Origin of the sequence: Bacillus sp. FSL K6-3312 (assembly GCF_038007485.1) — a bacterium.
In the GTDB taxonomy this organism is placed as follows: domain Bacteria; phylum Bacillota; class Bacilli; order Bacillales; family Bacillaceae; genus Bacillus; species Bacillus pumilus.
The window spans coordinates 223866-244583 of record NZ_JBBOXI010000001.1 but is presented as its reverse complement, the minus strand read 5'-3'; the positions used below and the strand labels follow the sequence as shown (position 1 = coordinate 244583).

Genomic DNA, 20718 nt, shown 5'->3' with positions numbered 1-20718 from the left:
CGTAATATTCAGGCAGCCGTTCCTTTATTCTTTGGATGATGCGGCTTCTTGCGAAGAAGTACGCAGCTCATCATTGATTTTTTTCGCATCCTCTAGAAATTCTGTTTCAAATCCACTTTTGAGTGCCCACATATAAAATAGCAGAGCAACCACTGTAATAAGAGCCATGTCCCAGCCATAATGAATGACGTTATAGCCGCCGAATTTGTCACTGCCAAGGCAGGAAATCGTCATCATCACAAGTAAGTACACGACCATCCAAGCACCCGCCTTGAAGTTGCGGCCGAAGCCTTTCCACTTCGCTTTTGCTTGATAGTAAGAATAGATCGGAAGACCGATGAGAATAATGAATAGCACCTGACCTGTTAACGGCCATCTCGCCCAATACAGCGTCAATGACGCAAAGACAAAACCGAGAGGAGCAATAATGCTGAGTCCTTTTATTCGAAGGGGACGATATAAATCTGTCCCTGTCTTTCTCAGTGTCATGACAGTTACTGGGCCTGTCAAATAAGAAATAAGTGTCGCAACAGAAATGATTTCCGCAAGTACACCCCAGCCTCTAAATAAAAACAGAAAGATAAACGATACGGCTAAGTTAAAAAACATCGCTGAACGAGGCACGCCATAAATAGGGTGCAGACGACCAAGTACACTTGGCATGTATTTGTTTTTTTCCATTCCATAAATCATACGGGATGTCGTCGCCGTATACGTAATGCCTGTACCAGAAGGTGATACAAACGCATCTGCATATAAAATCAGAACCAGCCAGTTAATCCCAAGCGCAATGGCAAGGTCAGCAAATGGCGAGTTAAAATTCAAATGTCCCCATCCATTCACAATCATGGACGGATCGACAGCACCGATAAAGGCGATTTGTAAAAGAACATAAATCACAGTCGCAATCAAAATGGATCCAACAATAGCAATCGGAATTGATCGGCCTGGATTTTTCGCCTCACCCGCCATATTAATCGGGCTTTGGAAGCCATTGAAGGCAAACACAATTCCTGATGTCGCAACAGCTGTCAGCACACTCGCCCAGCCGTTAGGGGCAATACTTGTTCCAGAAGTAAAATTCTCACTATGAAAACCTACGAATAAGAGCGCACCAATTGTTAATCCTGGAATGACAATTTTAAACACGGTAATGAATGTATTGGCTTTTGAAAATAACCCTACTGTCCAATAATTGAGCATAAAGTAAATCACAAGAAGCACACTGGCGACCATGAGCCCTTCTGTCGTCAACACCCCTTTTGTGACCAAATGGCTTGTCCACTTTGCCCATTCCCAAGGCCATGAACTCATATACTGGACAGAAGCCACCGCCTCAACCGGAATGACGGAGACAATGGCGATCCAGTTTGCCCAAGCGGCAATAAACCCGATAAAAGAGCCGTGTGAATATTGCGTATATTTCACCATTCCCCCTGCCTCTGGAAACATCGATCCGAGTTCACTATAAGACAAAGCGATAAATAAAATCACAACCATCCCAATCAACCAGGATAAAATAGCAGCAGGACCTGCAATTTGAGCGGCACGCCAAGCACCGAATAGCCAACCTGAACCAATGATTGAGCCAAGACCTACCATCATTAAAGCGAAAGTTCCCATTCTACGATGTAAATGATTCATGTTCATAACACCTTTCGATTAAATTACAAAGCATGTGCCTAAGTAAGCACCTTTCTTTCATTGCAGCTCACTTTTCATTCAATTAACAAATATTTCTTCAACTAAATCTTTACTCTTGTTCATTTTTTCGCCTGTTTTATTATCTCTCAATTCTCCATTTTCTGAAATAGTCGAACATGCTTATTTCTTAAGAAAGCGCTTTTTCAATGATTCAATCTATTAGACTGAATAACTACCTTTACCCTTATTTTGAAAAAAACTAAACAAAAAAGAAAGAGGAAATGAATCCCTCTTCCTTCTGAGCCCTATCATGAATAAAAAAAAGGATAAAGGGGGGTTCCCTCTATCCTTGTGAGATCGCTTGTTCTTGTTCAATCACAGCTAGTCTTTCTTGCACTTCTTCTTCAGACAGATTGTGCTGTTTCACATAAAGGTTACGTTCACTCGTACGACATTCATGGCTGCAGCTGCGCATATATTTATGCTCGCTTTCTTCTGTTGCAATCATTTTGCGGTTACATGCAGGGTTTGCACAGTTCACATAACGCTCGCAAGGCTCACCAGTGAAGAAATCTTTTCCGACAACCACATGCTCTGTTTGATTCACGGGCACTGTTAAGCGAGTATCAAACACATAGCATTGACCATCCCAAAGCTTCCCTTGAACTTCTGGATCTTTTCCATACGTGACTATTCCGCCGTCAAGCTGAGAGACATCTTCAAAGCCTTCACGCTTTAACCAGCCAGAGAATTTTTCACAGCGTACGCCGCCTGTGCAATACGTCAGGATTTTTTTCCCTTCAAGAATCTCTTTATTGTCACGAATCCACTCCGGTAATTCGCGGAATGTCTCAATATCAGGACGAACTGCCCCTCTAAAGTGGCCGACATCAAACTCGTAATCATTACGTGCATCTATCACAACGGTATCAGGTGATTGCATTTGCTCGTAAAACTCAACCGGGCTAAGATGTTTACCTGTTAATTCTAACGGGTTCACATCATCTTCAAGGCTCAGATTCACTAGTTCATTTCGATGGCGGACGTGCATTTTTTTAAACGCATGACCATCTGTTTCATCAATTTTGATCGGCATAGACGCAAAGCGCCGATCTTCTTTTAATGCTTGCATGTACTTATCCGTTTGCTCAAGAGTTCCTGAAACCGTCCCGTTTATACCTTCTGATGAAACAAGGATACGGCCTAACAAACCAAGCTCCTTACAGAATGCTAGATGCTCTGCTGTAAACGTCTCTGGGTCCTCAATGGGGACATATTGATAGTAAAGTAAGACACGATATTGTTTTTCCATATATATAAACACCTCTTAAATTTAATGAGAACATACCGTTCTTTATCATACAGGAAATACATACCTAAAGGCAATGACAGCGGCTCAATTCCATAAAACGGAAGGGTCTTTCCTCTCATATTTGACAGAACTTTCTGTGAAATGAGATGATTTATCAAATATGATGTTGTAAAGGAGCAGAACGCAATGATCCAGCCAGAAGATATCGTCAGAAGCGGTCCAAACCAATTTATTTCTCAAAAAGGCATTTATCATGAACTCGATTCACTTGTTTCTCCATCCTTCCAGTCGCCCGCTGTCGTGACGGGATATGATTCATTTCATGCTTTTTCACAGTACACAAAGCTTCCGCCATATTGGCCTGTTGTTCAGCACAAAGGATACAGTTCACCCAATGCAATCACTCGAATTGCAGAAGAACTGAAAGAGGCAGATGTGGTGATTGGGATTGGAGGCGGCACGATTTTAGACACCGCCAAGTCAGTAGCAGAGGCTCTTCAAATTGAAGTCATCATGGTTCCAACTATCCCGGGGACATGTGCTGCATCTACACCTCTTAGCGTCATTTATGATGACAAGGGGAATTTCATGAGAGTCGATTACCATAAACGGTCCAGCTACCTCACGCTCATTGATCATACATTTTTGCTCTCGTCTCCTCTTTCCTACCTTCAAAGTGGGATTGGAGATACGCTGGCCAAATGGTATGAAGCGGAAGCCATTATTCGAAATGCAAAGGATTCCTTGCCGCTCATGGTGCATGCAGCACTAAAACAGGCGGTATACGTGAGGGATATTCTTGTTTCCCATAGCGAAGAAGCTATCCACAGCTTGCAAACGGGTCAGCTTTCGCAAGCATTTGCAGATGTAACGGATACCATTATTACATTAGCTGGCACGGTCGGCGGCTACGGAGGACGCTACGGAAGAATGGCAGGAGCCCACGCCATCCATAACGGATTGACGTTTATTGAGGAAACGCACCATATGTTACATGGTCAAAAAGTGGCCTATGGCATTCTTGTTCAGCTTGCCGCAGAAAATCGAATGAGCGAAGTAGAAGAATTACTTGAGCTTTATGAAACACTCGGATTACCTAGAAATATGCGTGAGCTTGGCATCACAGCTCAGCTGGAAGAAGCCGCAGAAACAGTGGCAAGCCATGCTGCACGTATAGACGAAACCTTTTGCTTGATTGGAGACTATTCCAAAGAGCAAATTGTCGACGCCATTCAAGTCATTGAAAACGTATCAGCCTCATAAAATCGTTCAATAAGAAAAGCACAGGCATCCCACCTGTGCTTTCCTTTCGATTAAAAATCAAAGTTATCTGGATCTGGACCTGTGCGCTCATCTTCATTGAGCTGATCGATGACGCCCATCTCATGTGCGGACAGCTCGAAATCGAAGACTTGTGTGTTTTCGATGATTCGACTCTTCGTCACAGATTTTGGAATGGTGATAATACCATGCTGCAAGTCCCAGCGAAGAATGACTTGAGCCACGGATTTGTCATGTTTTTTCGCAATATCCTGAAGAACAGGATGGTTCAGCAGCTTCCCGCTGCCTAATGGTGACCACGCTTCTACATGAATCCCTTTCTCCTTGCAGTAGTCTCGTAAAGGCTCCTGCGTCAGCTTAGGATGCAGCTCGATTTGATTAACCATTGGCACAACTTCTGCTTCTTCTAATAAATCATCTAGATGGTGCTGATGGAAGTTACACACACCGATGGCTCGAACGCGTCCATCCTTATACAGCTTCTCTAGTGCTTTCCAAGTATCTTTATATTTACCTTCAACTGGCCAATGAATTAAATAAAGGTCTAATACATCTAACCCTAGCTTGTTCATACTTGTTTCAAAGGCTTCAAGTGTTGATTCATAGCCTTGATCACGATTCCACACCTTTGTCGTAATAAACAGCTCATCGCGAGAGATGCCTGATTGCTGAATGGCTTTGCCTACCCCTTCTTCATTTTGATAGGCAGCTGCTGTATCAATGCTGCGGTAGCCCGCTTCAAGAGCGTCTGTGACTGCATTTACAGCCTCATCCCCATCTTTTACTTGCCATACACCGAAGCCTAGCTTCGGCATTTTTACTCCGTTTGCTAATGTGACTGTATCTGTTAATCCACTCATCAAACAAACCTCCGCTTCATTTTTGCTTACCAAGGACTATACCCAAATTTTTGATTGATCATGCATGAATTTTCGCTGGTGTTATTTGATATATTGTCCTATATCGACTTGATTGGCGTCAACGATTTGGTATTCGCTTGTTTGATCTTTCTTTTTAGAAAAATCATATGTCTCTAAATATGCCTGATCATAGAATGTCAGACCGTATGTTTCCTTCTTATTCTCATAAACCCTGATCCAATAAGACTCTTTTGTGGCTTTTTTGGCTTTTTTGGCTTCATTGGTTTTCTTTAATGTCACATCTGAAAGTTCCTTCAACAGCTTTTGAATGTCTTCTTTCTTGTCTAAAACAACACGTTTATGATCATGCTCAATTTGAATCGAAGTCACCTTATTTTGATCAATCGAGACCACATCATTAAATGAGTACGTTTTGGCATTGATCATAAAATATATACCAATTCCTATTAAAATGACTACAACTACACCAATGATCCACTTTTTCAGCCTAACTCCTCCTTCTATTCGCCACACCTATTGAAACAACGACATCCAATCATCCTCCTCAGAGAACACTTCAATCCCGTGCTGTTTCAGCAAAGCTGACGTCACACCATCTCCCGCTTTTGTCTTACCGTTAAACTCTCCCTGATAAATCATCCGGCTCCCGCAAGAAGGGCTGTACTCTTTTAGCACAACCGCTGTTGCTTTCAGAGACTGAACCTGTTCCAGCGCCGCTTTCGCACCTTTGACATACATCTTTGTGACATCAGTTCCATGCACATCAACAACAGCAGCCTGCCCCCGTAAAACATCATGTCCATCTCCGTCAATGATTTCTGCGGGAGGTCTAGGCGTAGAGAAGCCGCCAAGCAGTTCAGGACAAACTGCCACAGCCTTTCCTTCCTGCACAAGCTCTTCGATTCGCTGATCTAATCGATGGCTACCATTATACCGGACCTTCAACCCAGCAAGACAAGAGCTGACCACAATCATGAATGTTCCTCACTATTTTTTCTGACTTTAAAATAAATACATAATGGCAAAAAACATATCGTGTTCACCAAAAAGGGCAGAGCACAATACAAAGCAGCAGCCCAAATCGGTTCTCCAGCTCCTGCAATACCAAAAAAATAAACAAATAATATCAAGCTGACAAACAATCCCACGAATGGCATAATGAATACGTACTTTTTAAAATTTTCCATCATTTCTTTCCCCAAAGAAACTCCCTCCCTTTTAACATGATCACGAATAACGTCAATATATGTTAATTTTACCATATAAAAAACCGAAATCATCTCATTTTCTACGATGGTTTCGGTTTTTGTAATCTATATCTTTTCTTTCCAAGCCTTCAAAAAGCGCTCAATCACTTGTAATTCATCTTCATGAAACTGCTGGAGAAATTCTAAGTAGGACGCGACAGCTTTCTCATGTAATTCATCATGCAGCGCCGCCAATTGCGTGCCTTTCTCTGTCAATGAATAGTAGACAGATTTTTTATCCCCTTGCCGGTGGCAATAGTCCACCATGCCTTTATCAATTAGTTTTTTCACAGCTTTTGTAATAGCGGGCTTTGATAGTTTCAGTTGTTGAGAAAGAAATGTATTATTTGATTCGTTTGAATTTGCTTGAATCATTGATAAAATGTGAAGCTGTGTGAGTGTCCAATCTTGCTTGAGTGTATCAGTCGTGGTAATCAGTGGATCTGTTGGATCATTCCTTCTCTTTTCTCTATGAATAATCAGATCTTGAATCGCTTTTAATACAATCTGCTCTTTAGTCTCCATCTGAACCTCCACTCTTAACTGGTTAATAAAATGGTACTAATAATTAAGATAGGAGTCAAAAGAAATGTCAGTGTGATAAAAAGAACAGGCCATCAGACCTGAAAATGGTGTATGTACTTTTCTACTAGATGACCTATGATGTCACATCTCCTCTTTCTTTTATTTGCTATCATTCATAGGGGATGTCATCCAATTTTTGATGAAAAAGGTGAGCTAATGAAAACCGAACAAAAAATCGCCATTCGTCAGTTAGAAGAAAAGATCCACCTGTTTTCTTCAGCTGTGAACGGAACCTTCCTCGCAACGGACGATTTCGTACTATCCAATACTCACATATCGACAGACACATTCAATTTGCTATTACCGACATCAGCGCAAATCAAAGATCCGCAAAAAGTGAAAACGACCATCGAACACTTGCAGTCACAGAAACAATCATTCAGTACGTGGGTGGATCACCGCTTACTTCATCCTGATTGGACTGATTTACTAAAGGAATATCAGCTTGAAGAGGTTGAACGTAATACCATCATGATGCTTGAGCAGACAGAAGACATGGATACATTCACACCTTCGTCGCTTACAATCAAAGAAGTACTTGATGAGCAGACACTGCTTGATTACAAAAATATCTTTATCGAGCTATTCAAAGAGTCACCGGAGGCCATCGCCTTAGATAACTATTTCCAGCGTTTTTCGCTTGAAGCTATACACTCACGCGCTCGCATGTTCGTCGGATATGCAGACCACAAGCCGGTCACAACAGGCTTATTACTCGAAGCAACCGATAGCTACGGTATTTATGATGTCATCACAAGGGCAGAGCACCGCGGAAAGGGACTTGGCAGTGACATGTTTCATTATCTTCTGACACAGACAGAGAACAAACAAAAGTGCGTCCTGTTACAAGCATCAGCTGACGGCAAAAATATTTACCAACGTGCCGGCTTTCAACCAATCGGCGAAATGGTTGTTTTTGAATAGAAAGTTTTTTTGTGTGAAGTGAAAGAAAAACATAAAAAAGGCTGCCTATCATAGGCAGCTACAGATTGTTGACAAAGGGCTAAAATGTTCTTTATTTTAGCCCTTTGTCTTCTTTTCAGCGTGATAGAAAACCTTTGCAGTCTAGGAAGGACGAGTACTGGCGCGGAGCGAATTTGACATTCGTGAGCACCAGCACGCAGGACTGACACCGAATGCGAGGGTTTGTCTACACGCTGAAGCTGCCTATCATTAGGCAGCTATTCAGCACGATGCTGACGATCCATATAAAGTGGTGGTCTTTTCAACGAAATCACCGCACAGCTAAACGCAATCAGCACAAACACTGCACCGAACTTCGCCAGATCAACAGATGAACCGGTCATCGTAAATAGGACACCGCCAACCGCTGATCCAATTGAGATACCAATTTGCAAGGCCGATGTATTTAAGCTTTGCTGAATATCAGAAGTGACAGGATCTGTTTGAATCAAATAGCTCTGCAAGGCAGGCGTTAATGCCCAGCTAAGCGCTCCCCATAGGACAACCATGATCATAAAGAGGACAAACACACCCGCTGTATAAGGAATGATAAACAACACAACCGCAAACGCGATTGTCACCAGCAAAATGGCTTTCCCTGAACCCAGCTTGTCACTAAGCCAGCCGCCTAACCCATTCCCGCCAATAGATGCAAGCCCGAAGACCAAATAACAAATACTAATCCAGAACGGGGTCATATGCAGCACTTCCATTAAAAACGGAGTGAAATAAGAATAAAGCATATAATGACCTGCAAGCATAAACAAACTGATCAAATGTGCACTAAAAATTTTCGGATGCCCTAAAGAACGTATTTGCTCTCTAAGAGGTGTCACTTTTTCAACAGGCATTTTCTCCAATAGGAAATAAATTAGCACCATCGATATCGCTGATAAAATACTGATTCCTAAAAACATCACTCTCCAGCCAAAGCTCTCTGTAATAAAAATACCGATCGGTACACCGAGAACAAGTGAAGAACTAATCCCAATAAAAATCAGCCCTAATGCCTTCGCACGATGCGCTGGTTCCACCAACTTAGCAGTGATCGTCAGTGACAACACCACCACTAGCGCTGTACTCATTGCGATCAATACCCTAGAGATCATGACAAGGGCAAAGGTCGAACTAAAATATGTGAATACATTCCCTATTGTAAACACCAATAACGCGATTAAATAAAGACGCTTTCGTTCAATTTTAGCTGTGGCAGTCAGCAGCACAGGTGCTGAAATGGCATACACAATGGCAAATACGGTGATAAGCTGCCCAGCTGTCGCAAGAGATACATTCAAATCCTCTGCAAGGCTTGGCAAAATGCCTCCGACCACAAGCTCAACTAATCCAACCGCAAAAGTAGAAACGGCTAATAAATATACTCTCCAGTTCATGTCTAACATCCCTTCTCTATATCATCGCTTTCACTTTTGATACAGGGTGAAGACAAACAAAAAAACCCTGATTACAAAAAAGGAAAGCACGCTTTTGTAATCAGGATTTATCGGATCCTGGTAGAAACCCTCAAACCATATTATTGAGGTTATACAAGTCTATTTTTTCTTCAAATATAGTAGCATATGCTTACATAACTGGCAAGCTATAAAAATAGGAAATGACTGCAAATTCACGATCAAACAAAGCACTCAGAACAGCATGAAAAGAAACCCCAGTACAACTTGCTTTCTCCTGCATTTACAGGTAAACTGATGAAAAATCAACGAACATTGATCAACGTAGATCTGGAATAGTAGCTTGAATTGACCTTTAACAGAGAGGGAACGGTGCTGAGAAGTTCCTACTGACATCTTCAAGTGAACCTGCCGATTTAGTTCTGTTTCATACAGCGGTTCATACCGTTATCATGATCGAGTGTAAAGCTGTGCTTTAAATTAGGGTGGTACCACCAGGAATGGTCCCTAACTTAAAGCACAGCTTTTTTGCATTTTAAAAGGAGGAATATGCAATGTCAAAGAAACAATTTGTTGAAAAAATCACAAGCATGGAAGACGACTTTGCCCAGTGGTATACAGATGTTGTCACAAAGGCGCGCCTCGTCGATTATTCAAGCGTCAGAGGCAGTATGATCATTCAGCCATACGGCTTTAAAATTTGGGAGAATATTCGTGACGAACTGGACCGCCAAATCAAAGAAACAGGGCATGAGAATGTGTATATGCCGCTCTTTATCCCAGAAAGTCTGCTGCAGCAGGAAAAAGACCATATCGAAGGCTTCGCTCCTGAAGTGGCGTGGGTCACACATGGCGGTGAATCCGAATTACAGGAAAGGCTCTGCGTCAGACCGACCTCTGAAGTACTGTTCGCTGAGCATTACAAAAATATCATTCATTCCTACCGTGATTTACCGAAGCTTTATAACCAATGGGCGAATGTCGTCCGCTGGGAAAAGACCACACGTCCATTCCTTAGAACGCTTGAATTCCTATGGCAGGAAGGACACACATGCCATGAGACGGAGCAAGAAGCGATTGAGGAGACAGAAAGAATGCTTCACATCTACGCTTCTCTTTGCGAAGAGCTCCTTGCCATTCCTGTCATTAAAGGGAGAAAAACAGAGAAGGAAAAATTCGCTGGTGCCCGCTTCACCTATACGGTTGAAAGCCTGATGCATGATGGAAAAGCGCTGCAAACGGCCACTTCTCACTTCTTCGGCAACGGCTTTGCCAAAGCATTTGGCATTGAGTTCTTAAACCGCGAAGGAAAGCTAGAGCATGTCCAGCAAACCTCTTGGGGCTTCACCACAAGAATCATCGGTGCCATGATCATGGTGCACGGCGATGACAGAGGACTCGTCCTTCCGCCAAACATTGCGCCAACCCAAGTGCGAATCGTGCCAATCGCCTCTCATAAAGAAGGTGTACTCGATCATGCCTACGAATTGAAAGATCGACTCACCCGCATCGTACGTGCTGACATTGATGCAAGCGATAAACAGCCAGGCTGGAAGTTCAACGAATGTGAAATGCAGGGCATCCCTCTACGTGTCGAAGTAGGACCAAAGGACATCGAAAAAGGACAGGTGATGCTCGCAAGACGAGACACTGGTGAAAAGCAAGCTGTCACATTAGATGCACTTGAACAAACCATCACATCCACGCTTGAAGATATTCAACGGACGATGTACGAAAAGGCGAAAGAACGATTACATGAAAAAACATCAAAAGCTCACACCATCGAAGACATTGAGCACATTCTTTCAGAAGAAAACCGATTGATTAAAGCCATGTGGTGTGGTGACGAAGCCTGTGAGAACGACATTAAAGAAAGAACAGGGGCGACCTCACGCTGTATCCCATTTGAACAGGAATCTGTTTCAGACACATGTGTCTGCTGCGGAAAACCTGCATCTGATATGGTGTTCTGGGCAAAAGCCTACTAATAATATGGACAAAAGAGAAGCATCCTGGAAATGCTTCTCTTTTGTTAAAAAGATCCAAACACCCATTGACCTCACCTACACGATCCCCTATAATTCATATTAATATAATCGGTTTTTAAGACTTTAACTGGAGTGGTGATGTATGAAGCGCTGGCCCTCACTGTTTGCCGAACGCTGCCCTAAATGTAAAACAGCATTAAAAGTCTCTAAGTCCAATGCCCTGCAAGGCAAAGTCGTGAAAACATGCCCCAACCTTCATTATCAAAAAGAGTACCACCCAGCACTTGAAACGTATATCGAGCACGATGACGTCAAATAAAAAAGACCAACACGTGTGAAGCAGCTGCTGCTTTCTCTGTTGGTTTTTTCTTCAAAATAGATCCAGCCAAATTTTTATCGCTGTCGCTGTAATCATCACGGCAAGTAGCCATTGCAAGTAGACGGCATTGATTTTCTGACCGACCTTTGCACCAATCGGAGCGGCAATCAAACTTGCCGCCATTAACACAACAGCAGGAAGGAGCATGACTTGACCCGTCAATACCTTTCCAGTAGATGCACCGATGGCAGAAAGAAACGTAATCGCAAGTGACGACGCAATGGTCATCCGTACAGGAATTTTTAAAATAGACAGCATCACCGGCACCAAGATAAATGCTCCTCCTGCGCCTAAAACCCCTGAAACACTGCCGATCACAAAGGCAATACCAGCGGCCAGCCCTTTATGAAAAGTCACTTCTCCCTCTGCGTCTGCACGCTGCCCTTTTTTCGGAATCAGCATGAGGATAACGGCTACAATGGCGAGCAATCCATAGACGAGATTCATCCCTTTCTCCGGCATGAAGTGTGATATATAACTGCCTAATAAGCTGCCTGCCAATATACTGCTTCCCATATATAAAATCAACGAGCGATGTAAATACCCGCTTTTTCGGTAGGCCAATACCCCACCGAGCGTCGAAAAAAGCACTTGAATGGCGCCAATTCCTGATACCTCATGTGCCGATAGTGCCATCACACCGACCAGTGGCGGGATATAAAGCAGCATAGGATAGTTGATCACAGATCCCCCGATCCCCACCATTCCTGATAAGAAGGAACCAATACATCCGATGATAAAAAGTGTAATCAAAAACGCAAAATCCACGCTGGTCTCCTCCTTTGCAAAAGGAAAAGGGGATCTTCAGCAGATACCCCTACATCCTTTAGGACCCTTTTCTCACCCAGAACTTCAGCACATCTCCTTCATCCGTCTGCGTGATCAATTCATGTCCGCTTGACTTCGCCCATGCTGCTAAGTCAGCTTTAGCCCCTTTATCTGTTGCATGTATTTCTAACACTTGACCCTCCGTCAAGTCATTCATTTTTTTCTTCGTCCGAATAATCGGCATTGGGCATGCAAGCCCTGTGACGTCTAATATTTGATCTGATGTCATTTGATTGTTCCTCTCTTCTTATTTTATTGGACATTACCGAATCGCACAACGGTTTGGACCAATTTCCATTTCACGCTTCGCTTCATCATCTGGACTCAGCTTCCCCATATTGGTTTGACGAATGTCTTGATAGGCGTTTGGCTGTGCAGGCAGATTCTTCGTGACCATTTGTCTAAATACGTCATCATCTTCAATATTCAGTCCATGATTTTCTTCAAATAGGACGCCTAGCTCCTTCCAAACGCTTCCGTCTTCATTGACTTCATCCATGATCATGAAATGCGCTGGTAGCACAATCAATTCTTTCGAAAGTGCTCTATATCGGTCATAAAGTGTTTCTCTCAAATCACCTACCCAGTCCTCCGCCATTCCAGCGAGGTCAGGTCTTCCAATCGAATCCACGAACAAAATATCACCTGAAAGAAGATATTGCCGATCCACGATAAAAGATGTTGAACCAATCGTATGCCCCGGCGAGTAAAGGGGGTGAATATCAATTGAAGCCGCTCCAATCGTTATGCGCTGCCCTTCTTCAAGTCGGTTATACTCAAAGATCACTTCTTCTGCATCTTTTGGCGGCAGCCAGTAGTTGGCACCAGTCTGTTCAGCCAGTTTTTTCCCGCCAGAAATATGATCTGCATGAAGATGAGTATCTAACACTTGCGTTATAGAGACATGATGCTTTTTAGCAAAACGAATATAAACATCCGTCATTCTAGCTGCATCTACAATTGCGGCTTCTCCATTCGACATGATCATATAAGACAGACATCCCTTGCCCATTCGCACAAATTGATACAGCTCTCCACCGCCGCTTAAATCACCGATCTTCACTGGCTCTAGATGCTCACTCCACGCCTTCATGCCGCCTTCTAAATAATGGACCGTTCTACCCACCTCTGACAGCATCTCCGCGACCATGATAGAGGAGCCTTCCTTGGCACAAACCACCAACACTTCACGATCATGAGGAATGTCATGCAAAATGCCCTCTACTCCTTCAAGGAGATCAAAATAAGGCACATTCATATGAACGATTGCTTCCCCTTCGATCTTCCAATCCTGAACATCCGCTTGATTTCGCACATCTAGCAAAAAGAGCGGTTCCTTGTTCACGATCTTTTTTGTTAACTGCTCTGCGTTCATCGCTGTTACCGTCATGTTTCATTCAGCTCCTATTTTTCAATCGCTCCTGTCCAGCTATTCATGCCTGGCACGATATTCATCAATTGATGAAATCCTTTTTCTTTTAACTTTTGCGCAGCTAATTCACTTCTTCTGCCTGAATGACAGATCAAGTAAATGTCCGTCTCCCGGCTCAATTCCTCCGCACGTTGTTCAACCTCACCAAGAGGAATATGAACAGCTCTTGGAATATGCCCCGCCTCGTATTCATCAAGCTCTCGCACATCTAAAATAAACAAAGATGGATCTTCTTTTACTTTCTGTTGAAAAGTCTCCAAAGACATTTCCGAAATCATGGACTTCCCTTCTTTCTCTTGTTCTCCGCCCTTACGAATCAAATGATGAAGCACCTGGCCTTCTACTGTTGTTCCTAAAAATTCGTGGCCTGCACTTTTTGACCATGCCGCTAGATCCGCTGCTGACCCTTTATCCGTAGCTTGTACTTCAAGTACATCTCCTGGCAAAAGCTCATTCATTTGTTTTTTTGTTTTCACAATCGGCATCGGGCATGCCAATCCTTTTGCATCTAAAATGACAGTTGGTTGCTGCATGTCTTATCCTCCTCCATATAGGGGTGGGGGTATATTTTATTGCGCATTTAATGCCAAGCATTCATGCCACCCTTGATGTTTGTAATCTGAGTAAATCCTTGCTTCTTCAATATTTTCGCCGCCTGCATACTTCTCATCCCGCTTTGACATATCACATAGACCTCTTCTTTTTTCTCAAGCTGAGAAGCTCGTTTCTTCAAATGAGACAACGGGATGTTTTGAAAGCCTTTGATATGATTTGTTTGAAATTCACTGGGAGAGCGTACATCAATGAGCTGTTGACCTCTGCTTTTCAGCTTCTTTTTCATATGAGCTGCATCCATTTGCTTCACACCTCGAACCGGCAGAAAGCGGCTCACGAGTAATCCAATTACGATGATGAGTAAAATCGTCTGCACCATCCTGCTTCACCTCACTAGATAAATAAATTCACACGTCCGATTTCAGCCTCTGCTAAATATGCCGCTACACCAGCATATTGAATGTCATCTAATAATTCTTTCTCCTGTAATCCTAAAAGATCCATCGTCATTGTACATGCGACAAGATTGATATCCTGTTCCTTCGCCATCTCAATGAGCTGCGGCAAGGTCATGGCATTGTGCTTTTTGATCACATGCTTAATCATCTTCGGCCCCATTCCTGCAAAGTTCATCTTGGACAGCCCCATACGATCAGCCCCGCGCGGCATCATTTTGCCGAACATTTTTTCTAAAAATCCTTTTTTCATCGGTACCATCTCATCCTTACGTAAGGCGTTCAGCCCCCAAAACGTATGGAAAATGGTCACCTCATGATCATAGGCTGCTGCACCATTGGCAATAATGTAAGCAGCCATCGCTTTATCATAATCTCCACTAAATAACACAATCGTCGTGCGTTTTTTCTGTTCTTCCATTCTGCTCCTCCTTCAAATATTACCTATGGGGGTATATAAAAATAAAAAATATATACATATACCGGTAAGGGTATATTACATCAAGTAAAAAAATCCGTCAACCTCCAAAGGCTGAGGAATTTCTTACCGGCTTTTCACCAATAGCTCAACTGCCTCTTTCACAAGCCCTTCCGTATCCTTGCCTTCTTCAAGACTTTCACGGACACATTGCTCAAGATTTGTACTCACAATCACACCCATTGCCCGATCAATCGCATTACGTGATGCAGACAGCTGCGTGACCACCTCACGGCAATCCTTGCCCTGCTCCATCATCGCAAGAACCCCTTTAATCTGCCCTTCAATCCGGCGAAGACGGTTCTTCATCTGCTGATTATATTCCATGAATAAGCACTCCTTTCTATTCTTTCTATGACAGATAGTATACCCTAAGAGGTATTTAGTCAAACGACTTGCCCTTTTCTTTTGTAGAAAACGAATGTGAAAAGAATTGCACATTCCACCATTTATTGATAAAAAGTAAATAATCAACGAACAAGAAATCATTGAAGAAAAGAGGGCAACCCATGACTTTACAGCATTATATTGGATCAAACAAAGAACTGCCGCTTGGGACCATTGGTCAAAATCCTACCTATAAACCACTCTCTGAACTCAATATCAAATTGTTTGATCAAAAACAAAAAAAGCACAAAACCTATCAAAAAGAAGATCCTTTGATAGAAGTATTCGAAACAGAAGAGGATTTCGAAGGCATTCACATTGATTATTTAGATCCTGTCTATGAAATGGTAAGAAACAAATTCACGCATCCTTTTGTTTATGAATTGGACATCATTCATTCTCTTCGTGCACTTTTTCAATTCATTGAAAAAGAGCTGTCAACAGGAGAAACCATCGAAATCTATTCTTGTCTAAATGAACTCGAAACGAAAGAAAAGGATGATCAATTGGATGTAGAAATTGACCTAAGCAAAAAACAGTTTGGGAAACATATCAATTTTAAAGGGATCGATGAACTGATTGATATGTTTGAATTAGAAAACCTACAATATGTGTTGGTGAAGAAGTGAAAATGATAAATTCCTTCCAAATGAGGGATCTTAAAAAAAGAAAAAAGCAGGTGACCCATGCCAAACAACCAAACACCCAACCCACTCATCACTGAAAAATCGCCATACCTCCTTCAGCACGCCCACAACCCAGTTCACTGGTACCCGTGGGGGCAAGAAGCCTTTGACAAAGCCAAGCGTGAAAATAAACCAGTGCTTGTCAGCATCGGTTATGCCACTTATCACTGGTGCCATCATATGACTAATTAAACTAACAATAGTAATCCAAAATACAAATTCCCCATTTTGTAAATAAACCTTTTTTTGTTAAAAACAAAGATCTAATTACCGATATTCATTAAGAGTTAGTTATAAACAAAGGGGGAATTATTCTTGTCAAGAAGAGCAATTTTAACAGGAAACGGTTTATCAGTAGCTTTAAATTCTGATTTTGGATTAGGATCAATAACCAAAAGGTTTTTTGATAGATTGGATGACAATCATCGAGAATTTATAAAACATCATATGAGAGACAACTATTCACAACTAGATTTTGAAGAAGCAATCGCTACAATTGAACAAGTCTACGATTCATTATCTCACTATAATGAATTTTTAACTGGAGAAAACGGAAAGAATTTTTTAAATTCTTATAGACTGAATAACAATGAATTAGCTGACCATATTGAAGCAGTACAAATAGTAATTCATCAATATACATCTTCAATCCTTGATTTAATAATTAACAATGTTCGGCAAAAAGATATCTCTGATAAATTACAGCCCTTTGTGGATTGGTTAACAAAGATCATTGATTCTTCCGAACATGTTGATTTGTTTACATTAAACTTTGATTTACTACTAGAAACAATACTATTAACTTACTATAGAAAAGAGCAATTCGCAGACTTTCATTATAGAGGAAAAAAATGGCCTGTTATAAATAATGATTATCAATATTACTTTGATCCAGATAGAAGTAAACAGATACATCCTGAAAATTATGAAAAGAATATAAGACTGCATCATTTACATGGTTCTTTATCGTCCTTTAAAGATATCAAAACTGGACGTATTTTTAAAATAACTACAGAATCTTTAAGAAACAGTGATCTTTATGAAAACATATTTGAAAAAGGTGTAGTTCCTTCTATAGTTACCGGAGGTGGGAAGAGTTTCAAAGTCCAACAAAACCCATTCCATTTTTATTACAATGAGTTCAAAAAATGCATGGTAATTGAAGATAACCTTTGTGATGAATTATATATAATAGGTTATAGCTTTAGGGATAATCATATAAATAAAGCTATTTCAGAAAGGTTAAAATTTTCAAGAAGGAAAGAAAACCCAATTCCATTTAAAATTATAATTGTAGATTACGCTAAAGATGAGGCATCCAAGCACAGTTTTATCAATAGGGTAAATACTAATTTGCAAATACCTAAAAAACATGCTTTCAAAATTGAAGACGATAATATATTATTCGGAGGAGCTAACAGTATAAAAGATGTTTAATTTTTTTGATTCTATTTGTAACTAACTCTAATAGAATGGGAGTGTATTATTCTGCAAGATTTTGCTACATACTCGCCTTTATTTGTCGCTATACTAACTATATTTGGTGGTTTTTTTACATGGTATTTAAATGAGAGAAGCAAAAGGAATCAGGAAGTATTCATCAGAAAAGAGGAGCGTTATGCTGTGCTGGTAAAAAGTCTAAAAGGCTTTTATGTTGAGTCTGAAAATTCAGAGCTAAAATCCGTTTTTATAGATCAAGTTAACTTATGTTGGTTGTATTGTCCAGATCAAGTCATAAATAAACTATACAACTTTTTAGAAAGTGTTAAAAATAGCTCAACTCATGAACACAAACATAAAGCTCTTGGAGAATTACTTGTTGAAATAAGGAAAGACTTAATTAAAGATTCAAAACTCAAATCTGATTTAAAGCCAAATGATTTTAAAATATATTCCTCAACTAATTCTGAAAATTCCTCTCGGACTTCAGAATTTACACAAAATCAGTCCAATTAAATTATCGAATAAGCATAGACTAAGTCTCTTTAAAGGTAAAGTACAGTGCAATAAACTAACAACGGAAGTAGGTGATCCCATGCCAAACAAAAAAATACCCAACCGATTAATCGCTGAAAAGTCTCCCTACTTACTTCAACACGCCTACAATCCAGTTAAATGGTACACATGGTCAGACGAAGCATTCAAAAAAGCGAAACGCGAAAACAAACCTGTTTTCGTATCGATTGGGTATGGTTAACCAAAGGAACATGTCACTGGTGCCATGTCATGGCACACGAAAGCTTTGAAGATCAACAAGTCGCTGACATCTTAAATGAGCATTTCATTTCGATTAAAGTCGATCGTGAGGAGCGCCCAGATATCGACTCGATGTATATGTCTGTTTGTCAGATGATGACGGGGCAAGGCGGCTGGCCGTTGAACGTGTTTGTCACACCTGATCAAAAGCCTTTTTATGCGGGAACGTATTTTCCAAAAAGAAATGCTTACGGACGCCCTGGCTTTATCGAGGCACTGACACAACTCTTGGACGCATATCACAACGATCGCGATCATATCGAATCATTGGCAGAGAAGGCGACAAATAATCTGCGGATCAAAGCAGCAGGGCAGACAGAGAATACGCTCACCCAAGAGGCGATCCACAAAGCCTATTATCAGCTCATGAGCAGTTTTGATACGCTGCACGGCGGATTCGGCTCTGCGCCAAAATTCCCTGCACCTCATATGCTTTCATTCTTGATGCGCTATTACGAATGGACTGGGCAGGAAAATGCGCTATATGCAGTCATGAAAACGTTAGATGGAATGGCAAATGGCGGTATATACGACCATGTCGGTTCAGGTTTTTCTCGTTATTCAACAGACGAAAAATGGCTTGTGCCTCATTTTGAAAAAATGCTGTATGATAACGCCTTGCTGATGGAAGCTTACACAGAAGCGTATCAGCTCACTCAACAACCTGAATATGAAAAGCTTGTCCACCGCCTGATCCACTTTATCAAGCGAGATATGATGAATCCGGGCAGCTCCTTTTATTCAGCGATAGATGCAGATTCTGAAGGGAAAGAAGGACAATATTACGTTTGGTCAAAAGATGAGATCATGACTCATTTAGGCGAGGACCTCGGCGCATTATTCTGCGCTATCTATCACATCACAGAAGAGGGGAACTTTGAAGGGACGAACATCCCTCATACCATTTCCACCTCTTTTGATGACATCAAAGCCTCTTTTTCGATTGATGACCATGCGCTTCAATCTAAGCTGCAAGAGGCCCGGCACATTTTACAATCTGTCAGACAGCAGCGACCCGCACCGCTTGTCGATGACAAGGTACTCACATCATGGAATGCACTGATGATCTCATCTCTCGCCAAAGCAGGAAGGGTATTTGGTGCAGAGGAAGCGATCCGTATGGCGAAACAGGCGATGTCTTTTCTAGAAACACACCTCGTCCAACATGATCGTCTCATGGTCCGATATAGAGAAGGTGACGTAAAGCATCTCGGCTTTATCGAGGATTATGCTCATATGCTAAAAGCGTATATGTCTTTATACGAAGCGACCTTTGAATTAGCATGGCTGGAAAAAGCGACAGCTATTGCCGAGAACATGTTTGAGCTGTTTTGGGACAAGGAAAAAGGGGGCTTTTTCTTCTCAGGATCAGATGCGGAAGCGCTCATCGTTCGAGAAAAAGAAGTGTACGACGGCGCCATGCCTTCTGGTAACAGCACCGCACTCAAGCAGCTTCTCATGCTAAGCAGACTGACCGGACGTCAGGATTGGCTGGACACATTAGAGCAGATGTTCAAAGCCTTTTATGTCGATGTCTCTTCCTATCCAAGCGGGCACACAGCGTTTCTGCAAGGACTCCTCGCTCAATATGCAACGAAAAGAGAAATCATCATTCTCGGAAAAAACGGCGACCCTCAAAAAGAACAGCTTTTACAGGCGCTTCAAAAACGCTTCATGCCATTTGATATCATATTGACTGCCGAAACAGGGGAGGAATTAGCAAAACTCGCGCCCTTTACAAAAGATTACAAAACGATCGATGGCAAAACCACCGTGTATATTTGTGAAAACTACAGCTGCCGCCAGCCAATCACCAATATCGACGAAGCGATGGAACAATTATTCCACGATTGAGTCTGTCATAAGATGACTATGAGAAGACAAAATGAGGACAAACAGATAAAAAACATGTCAATCCGCTAACAAATTGTCTGTACGGTTTTATTTTTCCT

23 protein-coding genes, 2 pseudogenes and 1 riboswitch are annotated in these 20718 nt (G+C 41.7%); of the genes and pseudogenes, 10 read left to right on the top strand and 15 right to left on the bottom strand.

Annotation, left to right across the window (positions count from 1 at the left end; genetic code table 11):
* Positions 1-24: 24 nt before the first annotated feature.
* Together MHI11_RS01405 and trhO are read right to left on the bottom strand one after the other, a co-directional pair.
* Entirely contained in the window at positions 25-1644 is a 1620-nt protein-coding gene (locus tag MHI11_RS01405; RefSeq protein WP_340960244.1) for an APC family permease, read from the bottom strand.
* Between the two features lie 343 nt (positions 1645-1987).
* Positions 1988-2956, bottom strand: coding sequence for an oxygen-dependent tRNA uridine(34) hydroxylase TrhO (gene trhO, locus MHI11_RS01400; protein ID WP_268508185.1), 969 nt, complete (start codon positions 2954-2956; stop codon positions 1988-1990).
* 189 nt (positions 2957-3145) lie between these two features.
* Here trhO and MHI11_RS01395 point away from each other — a divergent pair, with 189 nt between their 5' ends.
* Entirely contained in the window at positions 3146-4219 is a 1074-nt protein-coding gene (locus MHI11_RS01395; RefSeq protein WP_340962272.1) for an iron-containing alcohol dehydrogenase family protein, read from the top strand.
* 50 nt (positions 4220-4269) lie between these two features.
* Here MHI11_RS01395 and MHI11_RS01390 read toward each other — a convergent pair whose 3' ends face one another.
* The 5 genes from MHI11_RS01390 to MHI11_RS01370 all read right to left on the bottom strand — a co-directional run bounded on the left by MHI11_RS01390 (position 4270) and on the right by MHI11_RS01370 (position 6890).
* Entirely contained in the window at positions 4270-5097 is an 828-nt protein-coding gene (locus tag MHI11_RS01390; protein WP_044139194.1) for an aldo/keto reductase, read from the bottom strand.
* Positions 5098-5178: 81 nt separating this feature from the next.
* Complete coding sequence (locus MHI11_RS01385) at positions 5179-5631, bottom strand: DUF5301 domain-containing protein (protein WP_340960243.1); 453 nt, start codon at positions 5629-5631, stop codon at positions 5179-5181.
* Positions 5632-6093: a DUF523 domain-containing protein gene (locus MHI11_RS01380; protein ID WP_340960242.1), complete on the bottom strand. Its 462-nt coding sequence runs from the start codon at positions 6091-6093 to the stop codon at positions 5632-5634.
* Positions 6090-6320, bottom strand: coding sequence for a hypothetical protein (locus MHI11_RS01375; protein WP_282063102.1), 231 nt, complete (start codon positions 6318-6320; stop codon positions 6090-6092). Before MHI11_RS01375 ends, MHI11_RS01380 begins: the two co-directional genes overlap by 4 nt.
* Positions 6321-6431: 111 nt before the next feature.
* Positions 6432-6890 carry a MarR family transcriptional regulator gene (locus MHI11_RS01370; protein ID WP_340960241.1) on the bottom strand — a complete coding sequence of 153 codons (459 nt, stop codon included), beginning with the start codon at positions 6888-6890 and terminating at the stop codon, positions 6432-6434.
* A 216-nt stretch (positions 6891-7106) separates the two neighbouring features.
* Between MHI11_RS01370 and MHI11_RS01365 the strand changes: the two genes are divergently transcribed.
* Positions 7107-7874 carry a GNAT family N-acetyltransferase gene (locus tag MHI11_RS01365; protein WP_340960240.1) on the top strand — a complete coding sequence of 256 codons (768 nt, stop codon included), beginning with the start codon at positions 7107-7109 and terminating at the stop codon, positions 7872-7874.
* A gap of 257 nt (positions 7875-8131) precedes the next feature.
* Here MHI11_RS01365 and MHI11_RS01360 read toward each other — a convergent pair whose 3' ends face one another.
* Positions 8132-9304 carry an MFS transporter gene (locus MHI11_RS01360; RefSeq protein WP_044139188.1) on the bottom strand — a complete coding sequence of 391 codons (1173 nt, stop codon included), beginning with the start codon at positions 9302-9304 and terminating at the stop codon, positions 8132-8134.
* 77 nt (positions 9305-9381) lie between these two features.
* Positions 9382-9481, bottom strand: a riboswitch (purine riboswitch).
* 395 nt (positions 9482-9876) lie between these two features.
* On the opposite strand from MHI11_RS01360, the gene proS reads away from it, so the two are divergent.
* Together proS and MHI11_RS01350 are read left to right on the top strand one after the other, a co-directional pair.
* Complete coding sequence (gene proS, locus MHI11_RS01355) at positions 9877-11310, top strand: proline--tRNA ligase (RefSeq protein WP_340960239.1); 1434 nt, start codon at positions 9877-9879, stop codon at positions 11308-11310.
* A gap of 142 nt (positions 11311-11452) precedes the next feature.
* Positions 11453-11629, top strand: coding sequence for a hypothetical protein (locus MHI11_RS01350; RefSeq protein WP_340960238.1), 177 nt, complete (start codon positions 11453-11455; stop codon positions 11627-11629).
* A gap of 51 nt (positions 11630-11680) precedes the next feature.
* On the opposite strand, the gene MHI11_RS01345 is transcribed toward MHI11_RS01350, so the two are convergent.
* From MHI11_RS01345 to MHI11_RS01315, 7 genes are all read right to left on the bottom strand, one after another.
* Entirely contained in the window at positions 11681-12457 is a 777-nt protein-coding gene (locus MHI11_RS01345) for a sulfite exporter TauE/SafE family protein (protein ID WP_185108626.1), read from the bottom strand.
* Positions 12458-12515: 58 nt separating this feature from the next.
* Positions 12516-12746: a sulfurtransferase TusA family protein gene (locus MHI11_RS01340; protein WP_003216954.1), complete on the bottom strand. Its 231-nt coding sequence runs from the start codon at positions 12744-12746 to the stop codon at positions 12516-12518.
* 33 nt (positions 12747-12779) lie between these two features.
* A complete protein-coding gene (locus tag MHI11_RS01335) occupies positions 12780-13907 on the bottom strand; it encodes an MBL fold metallo-hydrolase (RefSeq protein WP_340960236.1) in 1128 nt (375 codons plus the stop codon).
* Positions 13908-13921: 14 nt separating this feature from the next.
* Positions 13922-14482, bottom strand: coding sequence for a sulfurtransferase TusA family protein (locus tag MHI11_RS01330; protein ID WP_340960235.1), 561 nt, complete (start codon positions 14480-14482; stop codon positions 13922-13924).
* Between the two features lie 47 nt (positions 14483-14529).
* On the bottom strand, positions 14530-14883 hold the full coding sequence (locus tag MHI11_RS01325; protein ID WP_340960234.1) for a rhodanese-like domain-containing protein: 354 nt from the start codon (positions 14881-14883) through the stop codon (positions 14530-14532).
* A 14-nt stretch (positions 14884-14897) separates the two neighbouring features.
* Entirely contained in the window at positions 14898-15380 is a 483-nt protein-coding gene (locus tag MHI11_RS01320) for a DsrE/DsrF/DrsH-like family protein (RefSeq protein WP_003216959.1), read from the bottom strand.
* A gap of 123 nt (positions 15381-15503) precedes the next feature.
* Positions 15504-15764 (bottom strand): metal-sensitive transcriptional regulator, encoded by a 261-nt coding sequence (locus MHI11_RS01315; RefSeq protein WP_099726207.1) that lies wholly within the window; start codon positions 15762-15764, stop codon positions 15504-15506.
* Between the two features lie 182 nt (positions 15765-15946).
* Between MHI11_RS01315 and MHI11_RS01310 the strand changes: the two genes are divergently transcribed.
* The 6 genes and pseudogenes from MHI11_RS01310 to MHI11_RS01285 all read left to right on the top strand — a co-directional run bounded on the left by MHI11_RS01310 (position 15947) and on the right by MHI11_RS01285 (position 20620).
* On the top strand, positions 15947-16453 hold the full coding sequence (locus MHI11_RS01310; protein ID WP_065097713.1) for a hypothetical protein: 507 nt from the start codon (positions 15947-15949) through the stop codon (positions 16451-16453).
* Between the two features lie 57 nt (positions 16454-16510).
* Positions 16511-16699 (top strand): annotated as a pseudogene (locus MHI11_RS01305) (DUF255 domain-containing protein); the annotation flags it as partial.
* Between the two features lie 126 nt (positions 16700-16825).
* Positions 16826-17947, top strand: a complete 1122-nt coding sequence (locus MHI11_RS01300; RefSeq protein WP_113768618.1) for an SIR2 family protein — start codon at positions 16826-16828, stop codon at positions 17945-17947.
* A gap of 186 nt (positions 17948-18133) precedes the next feature.
* Positions 18134-18466 (top strand): hypothetical protein, encoded by a 333-nt coding sequence (locus MHI11_RS01295; RefSeq protein WP_126268980.1) that lies wholly within the window; start codon positions 18134-18136, stop codon positions 18464-18466.
* Between the two features lie 79 nt (positions 18467-18545).
* Positions 18546-18727: pseudogene (locus MHI11_RS01290) on the top strand (DUF255 domain-containing protein); the annotation flags it as partial.
* Positions 18728-18736: 9 nt separating this feature from the next.
* Positions 18737-20620: a thioredoxin domain-containing protein gene (locus MHI11_RS01285; protein WP_340960231.1), complete on the top strand. Its 1884-nt coding sequence runs from the start codon at positions 18737-18739 to the stop codon at positions 20618-20620.
* Positions 20621-20718: the final 98 nt, after the last annotated feature.